Source organism: Desulfomicrobium aestuarii (assembly GCF_055385525.1).
The window spans coordinates 317,962-332,938 of sequence record NZ_AP042427.1 but is presented as its reverse complement, the minus strand read 5'-3'; the positions used below and the strand labels follow the sequence as shown (position 1 = coordinate 332,938).

Genomic DNA, 14,977 nt, shown 5'->3' with positions numbered 1-14,977 from the left:
ACGAGTATGCCTTTCGGATATAACGGAAAAATCCTGGTGGTGGACCTGAAGTCCGGCACGTGGTCAATCGATGAGCACGACGCGGCCTGGTACCGCACCTACTGGGGTGGCGGCGCCATGGCCAGCTGGTACATGCACAAGTTCATCCCCAAGAAGGCAGATCCCCTCGGGCCGGACAACGTCCTGGTCTTCGCGGCCTCCGTCCTGTGCGGCTGCGGCATGTCCGGCTTCAACCGCTACACCGTGGCGGCCATGAACCCCTTGACGGGCGGGTTTGGCGAGTCCGAGGCTGCCGGATACTTCGGTCCGGAAATGAAGCTCGCCGGCTACGACGCCGTGGTTTTCCGGGGCAGATCGCCCAGGCCCGTGTACCTTTGGGTCAACAGGGGGCAGGTCGAAATTCGCGACGCGGGATCGTTCTGGGGCATGGAGAACGCGCCTTTCCTTGACGCCGTGCGCGAAGAGCTCGGCGACAAGAAGATCCGCATCGCTTCCATCGGCCCCGCCGGGGAGAAGATGAGCCGTCTGGCCTGCATCATCAACGAACTGGCCCACGCCAACGGCCGCAGCGGCATGGGCGCGGTCATGGGCTCCAAGAACCTCAAGGCCGTCATCGTGCGCGGCGAGGAAGGCAGCCTGAAGCTGGCCAACCCCGAGGCCTTCAAGGAGCTGAACCTCTGGCACCGCAAGCGCATCGGCGAGCACATGCCCAATGTCGGCATGCGCAAGTTCGGCACTGTCCAGCACATGATGGCCCAGCAGAACTCCGGCATCCTGCCCACGCGCAACTGGAAGGACTGTCAGTTCGAGGATGCGGCCAAGCTCGGCTGGGAGGGCTACGAAAAGGTCTTCGACGGCAACCACACCTGCTACAAGTGCACCGTGGCCTGCAAGCGCAGGGTCAAAAACGTTGGCGAGAAGCGCTACGGCGGGCCCGAGTACGAGACCCTGGCCGCCCTGGGCTCAATGTGCGGCGTGGGCGACCTGGACGCCGTGTGCCGCGGCCACGAGATCTGCAACGCCATGGGCCTGGACACCGTCGGGGCCGGGGCGGCCGTGGCTTTCGCCATGGAACTGGCCGAAAGGGGCATTCTCGCCCCCGAAGACATGGGAGGCAGGGCCATCACCTTCGGCGACGGCGCGGGGATGCTGGAACTTCTCGACAAGATTGCCCGGCGCGAGGGCATCGGCGACGTGCTGGCCGAAGGCGTGAAGCGCGCCGCGGAAATGATCGGCAAGGGCTCCGAGGAGTACGCCTTCCACGTCAAAGGGCAGGAGCCGGCCTTCCACGACCCGCGCGGCAAGACCGGCGTGGGCCTGGGCTTCGCCCTCTCCCCCACCGGCGCGGACCACATCGAGGCTCCCCACGAGGTGCCCTTCCAGGGCGAAGGCGTGAAGCTGGTCAACCCCCTGGGCATCATCACTCCGCCCAAGCCCCTGGACAACGGCCCCGACAAGGTTCGCTACTTCATCGCCGGCGAAAAGACCTGGGCCCTGAACAACACCCTGGGCATCTGCAACTTCGTCGTCGCCCCCCTCTTCGCCCTGACCTACACCAAGCTCTGCGAGGTCATCCAGGCCGTGACCGGCTGGTCCACGAGCCTGCACGAGCTCATGATCGTGGCCGAACGCTCCATGGTCCTGGCGCGCATGTTCAACGTGCGGGAGGGCATGGACCGCAAGGACGACAGGCTGTTCCGCCGCATGTTCGAGCCCCTGCCCGAAGGCCCCCTCAAGGGCACAACCATCGACCCGGCCGAATTTCAGGGCGCCGTCGACATGTACTACGCCATGATGAACTGGGATGAGAACGGGATTCCCCGCGCGGGAGCCCTGTACAACCTGAGCCTTGACTGGCTGGGCTAGCGTTGAGGATGGACGGACGCATGCGCATCAGCCTGACCCTGGAAGCCATCCTCGCGAAGTACGCGCCGGAAAATGCCGACGCGTACGAGATCCCCGGCACGCCGACCGTGGAGGAGCTCATCCGCCACCTGGGCATACCCGAGGACCTCGTCATGTTCGTCATCGTCAACGGTCAGATGGCAACCCTGAAAACACGGCTGCAGGACAATGCGTCCGTCTCTCTTTGTCCCTACATCTGCGGAGGCTAGGAACGTGAACATATCGCTCAAGTACGGATCAGTATACAGGACCCTGGAACTCCCCGACGATGCCGACGTCACCGTCATGCAGCCGCGGGATCTGCCTATCCTCGAGGATATGGGCCGCGCCCTCGACGACGCCCTGGACCATCCCATCGGTGCGCCCAGGCTGGAGGACCGGCCCAGGCCGGCCAGCGTCGCCATCGCGGTGCCGGACGAGACCAGGCCCGCGCCCCTGAAGATCCTCCTGCCCGTCCTGCTGGACCGCCTCTTTCGCATCTGGCCGGACCTGGACCCGGCAAGCGTGCGCATCGTCGTCGGAGGCGGCCTGCATCCCGCCCCCGACGCGGCCCAGTTGGCGCGCATCCTCCCGGATGACCTGCGCGGCTGCACCGTCGTGTCCCACGACGCCCTGGCTTCCCCCATGACGAGTTTCGGCATCACGAGCCGTGGCACACCCGTGGAGATCAACGCCGCCTACGGCGAAGCCGAGCTGAAACTCGTCATCGGCATGATCGACCCTCACCAGTTCCAGGGCATGACCGGAGGAGCCAAGGGCGTGGCCATCGGCTGTGCATCGAAGGCGCTGATCCAGCACAACCACAGCCTCATGTCGAACCCCGAGGCCCGGGTAGGGAACATCCTGGACAACCCCACACGCCTGGACATCAACGAGGCCGGGCGGATGATCGGCATCGATCTGGCCATCAACGTAAGCCTCAACCCGGCCAAGAAGGCCGTGGCCCTGCTGGCCGGAGAACCTGTGGCTGTGCTCGAGGCCGGGGCGTCCTTCTCCGAGAAGGTCTACGGGCTGCCCCTGGAGGAACCCTTTGACATCGTCGTCGCTTCCTGCGGCGGCGATCCCAAGGACATCTGCCTCTACCAAGCCCAGAAGGGGCTGAACCTGGCCTCCCAGTGCGCGGCCGAGGGCGGCAGAATTCTGCTTCTTGCAGCCTGCCCTCAGGGCGTGGGCGACGACCACTACCTGAACTACGTCCGCCAGTTTGGCAGTCCCGAGGAGCAAATGCGCGAATTCGAGGAACTGGGATTCCGCATGGGTGCGCACAAGGCGTTCCTGTTCAGCAGGACCCTGACGCGCTTCGCGGTGGTGGTCGATTCGGACATGGACGAGAAGTCTCTGGCGGAGTGCCACTTGAGCAAGGGGGATGCCCAGGCCACCCTGGACCGCTGGCTCGGGGAATTCCCGCCCGAAAGAAAGCCGCGCATCGCCGTGGTCCCGAGCGCAAACACGACCTATTTCTACAGGCCGGCGCGATGAACGCCGACATTCCCCTCTCCTACCACGACGACCTCTTCTTTTTGGACCGGGCCGCAGCATCGGGCCGGACGGTCCCGCAGGAGGTGGCGTCGGCCATCGAAAAAGGAGAAATGCCCGAACGCTACAGGCGAAACGCTTCGACCATACCGCCTGCGGATCAGGCCCGGCTTGCCAGATCGCGGGTTCTTCTCGTTGGTTGCGGAGGGCTGGGTGGGCACGTGCTGGAATATCTGGTCCGGGCCGGCGTAGGGACCATCCTGGCCTGCGACCCGGACAGAATCGAGATGCACAACGCCAACAGGCAGTTGCTGGCCGCGACCGGGACCATGGGCCGGCCCAAGGTGGAAGCGGCCAAGGATCGGGCCGCGGAGATCAACTCTCTGATCCGGGTGGTGCCCATGGAGGCGCGCTTTCAGGACGAACCGCTCCCGGCGGTGGATGCCGTGATCGATTGCCTGGGTGGCGCGGCCCATCGTCGCGAACTGCAGGCCACGGCGTCCGCAGCGAAGGTGCCCGTCATCTCGGCCGGCATTGCCGGTTGGACGGCGCTGATCAGCACCACCTGGCCAGGCGAAACTGGATTGGCCGAATTCATGAACGACAAAAATGGATGCGAGCTGACCCAGGGCATACCGAGCCCGGCGGTCGGTTTCGCCGCCGCTCTACAGGCCACCGAGGCCATCCGCATTCTGATCGGGCGCATCCCGGCCCTTCGTGGCAGCCTGCTGATCGCCGATCTGGCCGAAATGCGCTTCTCCACCGTCAGCCTCCAGACGGGGCTGGACTTTACGATCTGACCCCTGCCCAGTTCGCCGGGCGGACGTCCTGAGCACTGGGCAGGTTCTTCGCGCCTCAGGCCGCGCCGTTCTTGACGGTCTCGGCATCAATACCCAGCTTGGACATTCGCCGCTGCAATGTCGACCTCGAAAGACCCAGCATCTTTGCCGCGCCCCTGGATCCGGAGATGACACCCCGGGCCCGCGCCAGGGCCTGAATGATGTGCTGGCGTTCCACCTCCTCGAGACTGCATGTTGCCGCCGGCTTTGCCGGTGCCGACACGGGGAGAACCGAGCCCGCATGGACCGCCGCATCCGTCAGCAACGCCTCCTCGATGTCGTCCTGCGTCAGGTTGCCGGAGACGCTCTTCCTGATGAGCAAGGCGCTAATGACGTTGCGAAGTTCCCGGACGTTTCCCGGCCAGCAGTGCCGGGCCAGCCGCTGCAGGATGGCCTGGGACAGGGTGATCTGCGGGAGCGAGTACTGTTTGGCGAGCTGTGTCACGAAGAAGCCCGTCAAGGCCGGAATGTCCTCGATCCTGTCCCGGAGGGAAGGAATCTCCAGTGTGCAGGACGACAGCCGGTAATAAAAGTCGCTACGCACCTGGCCCTTGGCCACGGCATCGCGCATCTTCACGTTGGTCGCGGCGATGAGCCGGGTGTCGACGGACAAGGACACGCTTTCGCCCACCCGTTCGAAGCAGTTGTCGTCGAGGACATGCAGCAGCTTGCTCTGCATCTCTTGGTTCAGTTCCGCGATTTCATCGAGAAACAGGGTCCCCTGGTGGGCCAGTTCAAAACGCCCGATGCGCTTGCCCGCCGCGCCGGTGAAGGCCCCCTTGGCGTGGCCGAATAGTTCGCTCTCGAAGAGGGAGGAAGCCATGGCCGGGCAGTTGACCTTCACGAACTGCATGTTGCGGCGCTGGCTGTGGCAATGGATGTAATGGGCCAGGCGCGACTTGCCCGTGCCCGTCTCGCCGAGGATGAGCACGGGTATCTCCAGGACGGCCACAGCATGGACTCTTGCCATGAAACGACGCATGGCCGGGCTTTCGAAAAAGAACGTCTCGCACTCCCCCCCGTCGCCACCAAAGGGGACCTGGGTCAGCGCAGACCCCTCCTCCAGGTGCTCCATGCCCAAAAGGGTACCAAGCCCCGCCGCCACGTAAGGCGAAAGCTCGAGCAGGAACTCCATGATCTCGTAGAGATTGTCCGGTTTCTGCCGGAAGGAGCAGTGCAGGGTGCCGATGATCTTGTCGTTGAGGATCAACGGAAAGGCCATGGTCGTGGTCAGGCCGGCCTCGGCCATGGGGTGCAGCATGGACTCGGCGAAATGCTGGGAAATGTCCGTGATGACCACGGGCTTGCGGGAGGCGATGACATGGCCGGCCACGGTGGTCTTCTCGGCCTTTCGAATGGGCGAGAGGGAATTGATGACTGCGCCCTCGGCTGCCGTGAAATAGCTCAACAGTTCGCTGTTCGGATCGTAAAGATTGATGCACAGCCGGTCGTAATCGAACTGCTGGCGGAACAGGCGGGAAAGGGTCTGCAGAAAGATGTTCCGTGACGTCGCCTTGCCCAGAGAGGCGATGAGTTCCCTGGCCAGCCCCTGCGCATTGGGCAGGCGCAGGGCGTTCGTGCGGTGATTTTTGACAGAATCCAAGGTGTCCTCCCCGAAGGTTTGATCCCAGCCAAGGTGATGTGCCCGAATTCGAGCATATTTCGGGCACATTGTCCATTGTCGAGCACCGCGCATATTCCCCCCTCTGGAGTGCTCAAAAAAAAACCTGATTTATCGAAGAATTATCGTTTTTTCGCAGTCACCGCTTTTTGGAATGCTCCTTGCTTATACTCTTTGAAAGCGCATCAAAACAGATGCAACAACTCTGTAATGAATACCATCATTACAGAAAAACAACGCATAATCGTTTGAGCTTACTCTATTTAAATTTTTTTTCTATTATAAAATATGCATTTTAGAAAAAAAGGCTCACTTTATGCTAAAGAAACGAGGCAGATCGAGATAATAATTTTATTCTATAACGAATGAAATTATTTTAAAAACTCGATTCTACATTTTAACCGCTTTAGGAGGCATACATGGCTATCGATTTTTTGGTTCACGAAGCCGCGGATGGCGTTGGCGTAGTGGTCGTTGAAGGCTTGAAAGCCAATCAGGAGATCACTGGCTGGGTCATGAAAGAAGACCAGACCGTCAAGATCAAGATTCTCAACGACATCCCGATCGGCCACAAGGTCGCCCTGAAGGATTTTGCCGTCGGCGACACCGTCTTCAAATACAATACCGACATCGGCAAGGTCGTGGCCCCCATCAAGAAAGGCGAACACTTGCACGTCCACAACGTCAAAACCAAGAGGTGGTAATCCATGCAGACCAAATTTTTCGGATATCGTCGTGAAAATGGCCGTGTCGGCATCCGCAACCATGTCGTGATTCTGCCCCTGGACGACCTGTCCAACGCCGCCTGCGAGGCCGTGGCCAACAACGTCAAGGGCGTGCTGGCCATCCCCCACGCCTACGGCCGCCTGCAGTTCGGCGAGGACCTGGACCTGCATTTCCGCACCCTGATCGGCGCCGGCTGCAACCCCAACGTCGCCGCCGTGGTCGTCATCGGCATCGAGCCCGTATGGACGAACAAGATCGTCGAGGGCATCGCCGCCACCGGCAAGCCCGTGGCCGGTTTCGCCATCGAGAAGAACGGCGACTTCAACACCATCTGCGCCGCTTCCCGCAAGGCCAAGGAATACCTGCAGTGGGCCACCGAACTGCAGCGCGTCGAATGCGACGTGAAGGAACTGTGGGTCTCCACCAAGTGCGGCGAGTCCGACACCACCTCCGGCATCGCCACCAACCCCACCGTCGGCAACGCCTACGACAAGCTGTATGAAAAGGGCTCGACCCTGCTCTTCGGCGAGACCACCGAACTGACCGGCGGCGAACACCTCGTGCTCGAGCGCTGCGTCAACGACCAGGTACGCAAGGACTTCCAGTTCTACTTCGACCGCTACGCCAAGGTCGTCGACGACCACAAGACCAGCGACCTGTCCGACTCCCAGCCCACCAAGGGCAACATCGAGGGCGGTCTGACCACCATCGAGGAGAAGGCTCTGGGCAACATCCAGAAGATCGGCCGCAAGGCCCCCATCGTCGGCTGCCTGGAAAAGGCCGTCGCCCCCACCGGCCCCGGCCTGTGGTTCCAGGACTCCTCCTCCGCCGCGGCCGAGCAGGTCACCCTGTGCGCCGCCTCCGGCTTCGTGGTCCACTTCTTCCCCACGGGCCAGGGCAACATCATCGGCAACCCGATCCTGCCCGTCATCAAGCTGTGCTCCAACCCCCGCACCCTGCGGACCATGGAAGAGCACTTCGACGTCAACGTCTCCGGCCTGCTGCGCCGCGAGATCAACATGGACCAGGCCGGCGACATGCTCCTGGAGATGATGATCCGCACCTGCAACGGCCGCCTGACCGCCGCCGAGGCTCTGGGTCATCGCGAATTCATCATGACCCGCCTGTACGAAAGCGCATAACCTCCTGCAGCTTCCTCCCCGGGCATCCTGCCCGGGGAGGAAGCGATATGAAAACCGAGAGACGGATACCACCCCAGCATTTGAATTTGATGATGAACATGAAAACGCCATTGACGACGAATCAGAACGAAACAGGTCCGCCGCAAATCGTATTTGGCCGTTGCACATAACGGCCCTCCGAGTGCTAGGCACACGAATATTTGCGCACGCATCTCATACAGTATGACGTCGGAGCATTGGCGACCTGACAGTGTCACTTGGATGTCCCGGAAAACAAACATACAAGGAGATCGTATGAATCTGCGTAAGATTTCAGGCATTTTTTTGATGATCTTTATCATCGGCCTCGTGTCCTCCGGCAACCTCTTCGCCAAGTACCCCGACAAATCCATCAACATGATCATCGCCTTCACCGCCGGCGGCTCCAGCGACGTCCAGGCCAGGATCATGCAGAAGTACTGGAACAAGTACTCCGACCAGCAGTGGGTCTTCGTCTACAAACCCGGTGCCGGCGGAGCCATCGGCTTCGGCGAGATCGCCATGTCCAAGGCCGACGGCTACACCATCGGCGGCATCAACGTCCCCCACATCGTTCTCCAGCCCCTCGTCCAGAAAGCCCAGTTTTCCCCCGATGATTTCGCCTACATCTGCCAGGTGGTCAACGACCCCCAGGCCGTGGCCGTGCGCAAGGACAGCAAGCTCAAATCCGTCAAGGACATCTTCGAGTTCGCCAAGGCCAACCCCGGCAAGCTCAAGGTCGGCCTCGTCGGCCCCAACAGCGGCCATCACCTCATGTTCCTCGACGTGAAGGACAAGTACGAGTTCCCTGTCACCGAAATTTTCTACAAAGGCGCTGCCGACCAGAACGCGGCCCTGCTCGGAGGCGAGATCGACGTCATGTTCGGCAACCTGAACGACGTCATGAGAAGCCTTGAAGAAATGGTCGTGCTCGGCCTGGCGGCCGAGAAGCGCAACGATTTCCTGCCCGAAGTGGCCACACTGAAGGAGCAGGGGTACGATGTGGTCTCCGACATCCGCCGCGCCTTCGTCGCACCCAAGGCCATCGACAAGGCGCAGCTCGATTTCCTGCGCGAAACATTCAAGAAGATATCTGAAGATCCCGAATACCTGGCCGACATGAAGACTGCCGGACAGCCCACCGAATACATGGATGGCGACGTCTTCGCGGAATACGTCAAGAAGCAGAGCGAATTCGCCAAGACGGCCCTCGAAAAGGCCGGTCTGCTGAAGTAATCCCCTAACGGTCTCGGGGAGGGAATCCTCCCCGAGACTCCAAGGAGCATCCGATGATGGAATTCATTCTGCCCGCCATCGGGCACCTTTTTGAGCCACTGAACATATTTCTTATGGTCGTCGGCCTGACCGGTGGCATCATCGTCGGCGCCATGCCCGGCCTGACCGCCACCATGGGTGTGGCTCTCATGGTCCCGGCCACATTCGCCATGGACGCCACCAGCGGCTTGATCATGCTCGGCGCGATCTATGTCGGGGCCATCTATGGCGGCTCGAATTCCGCCTGCCTCATCTGCACGCCCGGCACGCCTTCGTCCGTGGCGACCACTTTCGACGGATGGCCGTTGTGCCAATCCGGCCACGCCGACATCGGCCTGAACACGTCGCTCCTGGCCTCCGTTTTTGGCGGCATCGTGGGTACGGTTTTCCTGCTGTTCCTCGCCGCACCGCTCGCCCGCGTCGCGCTCCAGTTCGGCGGACCCGAAAATTTCTGGCTGTGCATTTTCGGCTTGTCGACCATCGCGGTCATGTCCTCGGGAAACATCGTCAAAGGCCTTCTGGGCGGCGCCATCGGCCTGATCATCGCCACCATCGGCATCGACCCGAACGAGGGCGTGCCCCGCTTCACCTTCGGGTATTATCCCCTGGTGCAGGGCGTTGAAGTCATTCCCGCCATGATCGGCCTGTTCTCCTTTTCCCAGGTGCTGTACCTGATCGGCAGCTACAAGCCGTTCATCGCCGACTACAAGCCGACTCCCGGAGCACTCATGCACGTCGTGAAAACTCTTGTCGGCCGGTGCAAAGTCAATCTGCTGCGCTCGTCGGTCATCGGCACCCTGGTGGGAATGCTGCCCGGTGCCGGCGGAGAGATCGCCTCCATCATCGCCTACAATGAAGCCAAACGCTGGGACAAGCAACCCGAACGCTACGGCACCGGCGTGATCGAAGGCGTCGCGGCCAGTGAAAGCGCCAACAACGCGGTCATCGGCGGCGCCCTCATCCCCATGCTCACGCTGGGCATTCCCGGCAGCGCGGTGGCGGCGGTCATCCTCGGCGCCCTGCTGGCCAAGGGCATTCAGCCCGGCTTCAAGGTTTTCACAGCCACAGGCGACCTTGCGTACACGTTCATCATGTCGCAGTTCGCCGTGAACCTGCTCATGATCCCTATCGGGCTCATCCTGGCCCGGATCATGACCAAGCTGCTCAGCATCCGCCTGACCTTTGTCGCCATCGGCATCGTGGTCCTGTCCGTCATCGGCGCCTACGCCATCCGCAACAGCATGCTCGACGTATGGATCGTCATCGGTTTTGGCTTCTTCGGTTATTTCTCGAACAGAGTGGGCCTGGATACCGGAGCCATGGCGCTCGGCATCATTCTCGGCCCCATGATCGAGGAAAACCTCGGCAGATGCGTTCATCTCTCAAAGGCGTCTGGCGGTTCCGTTATCAATGTGTTTTTCGAGAGCCCCATCGCCATCCTGCTCATGGCCCTGACCGCGCTGTCCCTGATCACGCCGTTTCTGCTCGACTTGAAACGCAAACGCCAGGCGGCCAAATGCGCCTGCGCGCCAACGCCTGCAAAGGAGGGCTCCGACCATGCGTAGCCGTACTTCCGATATCGCCGCGGGGCTGGCCACGCTCGCCATTGCCGGAGTGTTCCAGGCCCAAAGCGGAGACCTCGACGGGGTGAGCCTGCTCTTCCCCAGGATGCTCATCATCTTCATGACCCTCGGCGGCGCGTACATTTTCGCCTCCGGCCTCCTGAACCGACCCTCAAATGCCAAAGAAGGCGCCTGCGAGGCAAAGACGGAAGAACCGGTGGCGGTGAAACGCGTGGCCATCATCGCCCTGGGCGCCATCGTGTACGTGGGCGTCATCCCGCTGCTCGGATTTTACCCGGCCACGGTGCTGTTTCTCTTCGGCATGGCCATGATCCTGAGCGACTCCGGCGTCACGACCGCCAAGAAAGCCATGGCCTCGGCCGTTTTCACCGCGGTGCTGTGCGTTGCCGTCTGGTTCGGATTCGCGTTTTTATTGGGCGTTCCGACGCCGCAAAGTGTGCTCTTCTAGACCGGCACGACCTTTCGTCACGACACTCCTGCCAGGCGCAACGTCCAAACGCGCCTGGCAGGAGTCATTTCAGTCAACGATGCCCGAAAAACACAATCGTCCTTTTCCCGATTGAACGGACACTCGTACGACTTGCCAGCCTCAATGATTGACCATACGCGCTCCTATGCCACGCCGCGGAGCCTGACCGCGAATTCGCCCTATCAACCGCGTTCATGATCATGCCGCCCATGGACGCTTACGGAGAGAGAGCCATGTCCTTGAGTCCCCGCAGTTTTGAAGCGATTGCCCGGGAGATCCGGGGCAAGAAGATCCTTGTGGCCAACCGCGGCATTCCGGCGCGGCGCATCGTCCGCTCCATCAAGGAAGTGTTCCAGGCCGTACCCATGATCACGGCCACGGACGTGGACAAGACCGCGCCCTTCACCTCCGGCGCCCAGGAGCTGCTGCATCTCGGGGAGAACCCGAGGGCCTATCTGGACATCGACAAGATCATCGCCATGGCCAAGGCCAGGGGCGTTGCGGCCATCCACCCCGGCTGGGGCTTCGCCTCCGAGGACGACTCCTTCCCGTCCAAGTGCGCCGAGGCGGGCATCCTCTTCATCGGTCCCACGTCCGAGGCCATGCGCCTGCTGGGCAACAAGGTGCAGGTCCGCACCCTGGCCCAGAAGCTGGGCATCCCGGTCGTGCCGGGCTCCGAAGGGGCCGTGTCCGTGGAAGAGGCCAAGAAGGTGGCGGGGGAGATCGGCCTGCCGGTCATGCTCAAGGCCGAGGGCGGCGGCGGAGGCCGCGGCATCTATGAAGTTTTCAGCCAGGACCAGCTGGCCGACGCCTTCGTCAAGGCCTCGACCCTGGCCCAGGCGTCCTTCGGCAACCCGCGCCTCTACGTCGAGCGGCTGCTGACCTCCGTGCGCCACATCGAGATTCAGGTCATCGCCGACAAGTACGGCAACGTCTTCGCCTTCGACGAGCGCGACTGCACCGTGCAGCGCAACCACCAGAAGCTCGTCGAGATCACGCCGTCGCCGTGGACGGGCATGACCCAGGAGCTGCGCGACCAGCTCAAGGCCTACTCGCGTCAGCTGGTGCAGGCCGTGGGCTACCACTCCCTGTGCACGGTGGAGTTCCTGGTGGACTCCAAGGGCGAGGCCTACCTCATCGAGGTCAACACCCGCCTGCAGGTCGAACACGGCATCACCGAGTGCCGCTACGGCATCGACCTGGTGGAGGAGCAGATCGCCGTGGCCTTCGGGGCCGAACTGCGCCTGAACGACGAGAACTGCACCCCGAAAAGCCACGCCATCCAGGTCCGCGTCAACTGCGAGGACCCGCAGCACAACTTCTCGCCCAACGCGGGGCGCATCACGCGCTACATGTCGCCGGGCGGACCCGGCGTGCGCGTGGACTCCTGCGTGTGCGGCGGCTACGAGTTCCCGGCCCAGTACGACTCGGCCGCGTCCCTGCTCATCGCCTACGGCCCGCAGTGGAACAAGGTCCTGGGCATCATGGAGCGGGCCCTGGGCGAATACATCATCGGCGGCATCAAGACGACCATCCTGTTCCACCGCCAGATCATCGCCCACCCGCGCTTCCGCAGCGGCGACTACGACACCAAGTTCGTGGCCAGCGCGCCCGAACTCATGGTCTACTTGGACAAGGAGTCCGAGGCGGTTCGCCTGTCGCGCCTGGTGGCGGAGATTTCGGCCCACGGGTACAACCCGCACGTCAAGCTCGGCGAGTACCGCACGCGCGAAGGCAAGCGCATGGACCCCTTCAAGCCGTCCCTGCCGTCCATCGAGCCCGAATACTATGAGTACCCGTACCCGCGCGGCGACCGCGACGCCATCCTGAGCTACATCCGCGATTCGGGCCACGTCCATTTCTCGGACACGACGACGCGCGACATCACGCAGTCCAACTCCGGCAACCGCTTCCGCCTGGCCGAGGACCGCATCATCGGGCCCTACCTCGACAACTGCGGGTTCTTCTCCCTGGAGAACGGCGGCGGGGCGCATTTCCACGTGGCCATGCTCGCGAACATGACCTACCCCTTCTCCGAGGCCAGAGAATGGAACGAGTTCGCGCCCAAGACCCTGAAGCAGCTGCTCATCCGCTCGACCAACGTGCTCGGCTACAAGCCGGTGCCGCGCAACATCATGCGCCGCACGGGCGAGATGATATGCGAGCATTACGACGTGGTGCGCTGCTTCGATTTTCTGAACCACATCGAGAACATGCGGCCGTTCGCGGAAGTTGCGCTCAACGCAAAGGGCAACATCTGGGAACCGGCCATCTCCCTGTCCTTCGCCAAGGGCTTCGACGTGCCGCACTACCTGGGCGTGGTGCAGGAGATCATCGACATGAACGCCCAGGTCCTGGGCTGCTCCAAGAAGCAGGCCGAGAAGAAGTTCATCCTGGGCCTGAAGGACATGGCCGGTGTCTGCCCGCCGGTCTTCATGACCGAACTGGTCACGGCCATTCGCAAGGCCTACCCGGACCTGATCGTCCATTTCCACCGCCACTGCACCGACGGCCTGTTCGTGCCGTCCGTGGCCGCTGCGGCCAAGGCCGGGGCGCACATCGTGGACACGGGCATCGGCGCGGCCGTGCGCTGGTACGGCCAGGGCGAGGTCCTGTCCACGGCGGCCTACATCGAGGAACTGGGCCTCAAGACCAACCTGAACAAGGAAATGATCCGCACCACGGGCTTCGTGCTCAAGCAGATCATGCCGTACTATGACAGATACACGGCCCCGTACTTCCAGGGCATCGACTACGACGTCATCGAGCACGGCATGCCCGGCGGCGCGACCTCGTCCTCCCAGGAAGGGGCCATGAAGCAGGGCTACATCCACCTGCTGCCCTTCATGCTCAAGTTCCTGGCCGGCATCCGCAAGATCGTACGCTACCACGACGTGACGCCGGGGTCGCAGATCACCTGGAACACGGCCTTCCTGGCCGTGACCGGCGCCTACAAGCGCGGCGGACGCAGGGGGCTGCGCAAGCTTCTGTCCGTCCTGGACCAGGTCGTGACCATGCCCGAGGAGAGCCTGCCCGAGGAGATTCGGGCCGCGCGCCTGGAGATCTATCAGGATGCCAACGACGCTTTCAGGAATCTGCTTCTGGGCAAGTTCGGCCGGCTGCCCCTGGGCTTCCCGCCGGACTGGGTCTATGAATCGGCCTTCGGCCCTGAATTCAGAGAGGCCATCGCCCGCCGGACCGAATCGTCACCTCTGACTACGCTGGAAGACATGGACGTGGTCGCGGAGCAGAAGAGCCTGTCCGAACACATCGGGCGCATGCCCACGGAAGAGGAATTCCTCATGTACCTTAGCCATCCAGGTGATGCGCTCAATACCATCAGATTCGTGACACGCTACGGGGATTGCAACAGCCTCCCCCTCCATGTCTGGTTTGAAGGCCTGAAGGCCGGCGACGAGATCATGTTCAAGGACAGCTTTGGCAAGCACCATGTGTTGTGCCTGAAACACATTTCCAGGCCTGACGACCAAGGGATGAGCCTGGTCTCCTACACCCTCGACTCCGAATCCTTCAGCCTGCAGGTCAAGGTGGCCGAAGCCGCCGGACATGTGGAGACAGGCGTGGAGATGGCCGACAGGAGGGATCCGTATCAAGTCGGCGCGCCTTCCAACGGCGATTTGTGGGTCGTGCATGTAAAGCCTGGGGATATGGTGAAAAAGGGTGAAGAGCTCTTCAACATCTCCATCATGAAGCAGGAAAAGGCCGTGGCTGCCCCGGTTGACGGCATGGTCGATCGGGTGCTTAAATTCGCCGATTTCCAGGAAGACAGAAAGATGGTCCCGGTCAGAGAGGGTGAACTGCTGGTTGTCCTCGTGCCCGCACCTCGCAAATGTCCGACCTGCTCTGCGCCGGTCACCAGAAACGATTTCAGGTTCTGCCCGTCGTGCGGGCAGAAGGTGTAG

At 62.1% G+C, this 14,977-nt stretch carries 11 protein-coding genes; 10 read left to right on the top strand and 1 reads right to left on the bottom strand.

Annotated features, from left to right (window positions below; all coding sequences use genetic code 11):
- The first annotated feature begins 6 nt into the window (after positions 1-6).
- The 4 genes from ACZ5AC_RS01485 to ACZ5AC_RS01470 are packed head-to-tail and all read left to right on the top strand — an operon-like array spanning position 7 to position 4,181.
- Positions 7-1,866 (top strand): aldehyde ferredoxin oxidoreductase family protein, encoded by a 1,860-nt coding sequence (locus ACZ5AC_RS01485; protein WP_464249195.1) that lies wholly within the window; start codon positions 7-9, stop codon positions 1,864-1,866.
- A 20-nt stretch (positions 1,867-1,886) separates the two neighbouring features.
- The gene (locus tag ACZ5AC_RS01480; RefSeq protein WP_464249194.1) at positions 1,887-2,114 is read left to right on the top strand and encodes a MoaD/ThiS family protein; all 228 of its coding nucleotides are present in this window, start codon (positions 1,887-1,889) and stop codon (positions 2,112-2,114) included.
- Between the two features lie 4 nt (positions 2,115-2,118).
- Positions 2,119-3,384 carry a nickel-dependent malate racemase, LarAH5 family gene (gene larAH5, locus ACZ5AC_RS01475; protein WP_464249193.1) on the top strand — a complete coding sequence of 422 codons (1,266 nt, stop codon included), beginning with the start codon at positions 2,119-2,121 and terminating at the stop codon, positions 3,382-3,384.
- Positions 3,381-4,181 carry a HesA/MoeB/ThiF family protein gene (locus ACZ5AC_RS01470; RefSeq protein WP_464249192.1) on the top strand — a complete coding sequence of 267 codons (801 nt, stop codon included), beginning with the start codon at positions 3,381-3,383 and terminating at the stop codon, positions 4,179-4,181. Before larAH5 ends, ACZ5AC_RS01470 begins: the two co-directional genes overlap by 4 nt.
- Positions 4,182-4,236: 55 nt before the next feature.
- Here ACZ5AC_RS01470 and ACZ5AC_RS01465 read toward each other — a convergent pair whose 3' ends face one another.
- Complete coding sequence (locus ACZ5AC_RS01465; protein ID WP_464249191.1) at positions 4,237-5,823, bottom strand: sigma 54-interacting transcriptional regulator; 1,587 nt, start codon at positions 5,821-5,823, stop codon at positions 4,237-4,239.
- 437 nt (positions 5,824-6,260) lie between these two features.
- Here ACZ5AC_RS01465 and ACZ5AC_RS01460 point away from each other — a divergent pair, with 437 nt between their 5' ends.
- The 6 genes from ACZ5AC_RS01460 (at position 6,261) to ACZ5AC_RS01435 (ending at position 14,977) form a co-directional block, all read left to right on the top strand.
- On the top strand, positions 6,261-6,545 hold the full coding sequence (locus ACZ5AC_RS01460; protein ID WP_464249190.1) for a UxaA family hydrolase: 285 nt from the start codon (positions 6,261-6,263) through the stop codon (positions 6,543-6,545).
- A 3-nt stretch (positions 6,546-6,548) separates the two neighbouring features.
- A complete protein-coding gene (locus ACZ5AC_RS01455; RefSeq protein ID WP_464249189.1) occupies positions 6,549-7,709 on the top strand; it encodes a UxaA family hydrolase in 1,161 nt (386 codons plus the stop codon).
- Positions 7,710-8,003: 294 nt separating this feature from the next.
- Positions 8,004-8,963: a tripartite tricarboxylate transporter substrate binding protein gene (locus ACZ5AC_RS01450; protein WP_464249188.1), complete on the top strand. Its 960-nt coding sequence runs from the start codon at positions 8,004-8,006 to the stop codon at positions 8,961-8,963.
- Between the two features lie 53 nt (positions 8,964-9,016).
- Complete coding sequence (locus tag ACZ5AC_RS01445) at positions 9,017-10,567, top strand: tripartite tricarboxylate transporter permease (RefSeq protein WP_464249187.1); 1,551 nt, start codon at positions 9,017-9,019, stop codon at positions 10,565-10,567.
- Entirely contained in the window at positions 10,560-11,033 is a 474-nt protein-coding gene (locus tag ACZ5AC_RS01440) for a tripartite tricarboxylate transporter TctB family protein (protein ID WP_464249186.1), read from the top strand. Before ACZ5AC_RS01445 ends, ACZ5AC_RS01440 begins: the two co-directional genes overlap by 8 nt.
- A gap of 254 nt (positions 11,034-11,287) precedes the next feature.
- Positions 11,288-14,977, top strand: a complete 3,690-nt coding sequence (locus tag ACZ5AC_RS01435) for a pyruvate carboxylase (RefSeq protein ID WP_464249185.1) — start codon at positions 11,288-11,290, stop codon at positions 14,975-14,977.

Bases quoted from the DNA above. Each gene is read 5' to 3' on its own strand.
- ACZ5AC_RS01485 (WP_464249195.1), top strand. From the start codon at position 7: ATGCCTTTCGGATATAACGGAAAAATCCTGGTGGTGGACCTGAAGTCC.
- ACZ5AC_RS01445 (WP_464249187.1), top strand. From the start codon at position 9,017: ATGATGGAATTCATTCTGCCCGCCATCGGGCACCTTTTTGAGCCACTG.
- ACZ5AC_RS01470 (WP_464249192.1), top strand. From the start codon at position 3,381: ATGAACGCCGACATTCCCCTCTCCTACCACGACGACCTCTTCTTTTTG.
- ACZ5AC_RS01455 (WP_464249189.1), top strand. From the start codon at position 6,549: ATGCAGACCAAATTTTTCGGATATCGTCGTGAAAATGGCCGTGTCGGC.
- ACZ5AC_RS01460 (WP_464249190.1), top strand. From the start codon at position 6,261: ATGGCTATCGATTTTTTGGTTCACGAAGCCGCGGATGGCGTTGGCGTA.
- ACZ5AC_RS01435 (WP_464249185.1), top strand. From the start codon at position 11,288: ATGTCCTTGAGTCCCCGCAGTTTTGAAGCGATTGCCCGGGAGATCCGG.
- ACZ5AC_RS01440 (WP_464249186.1), top strand. From the start codon at position 10,560: ATGCGTAGCCGTACTTCCGATATCGCCGCGGGGCTGGCCACGCTCGCC.
- ACZ5AC_RS01480 (WP_464249194.1), top strand. From the start codon at position 1,887: ATGCGCATCAGCCTGACCCTGGAAGCCATCCTCGCGAAGTACGCGCCG.
- ACZ5AC_RS01450 (WP_464249188.1), top strand. From the start codon at position 8,004: ATGAATCTGCGTAAGATTTCAGGCATTTTTTTGATGATCTTTATCATC.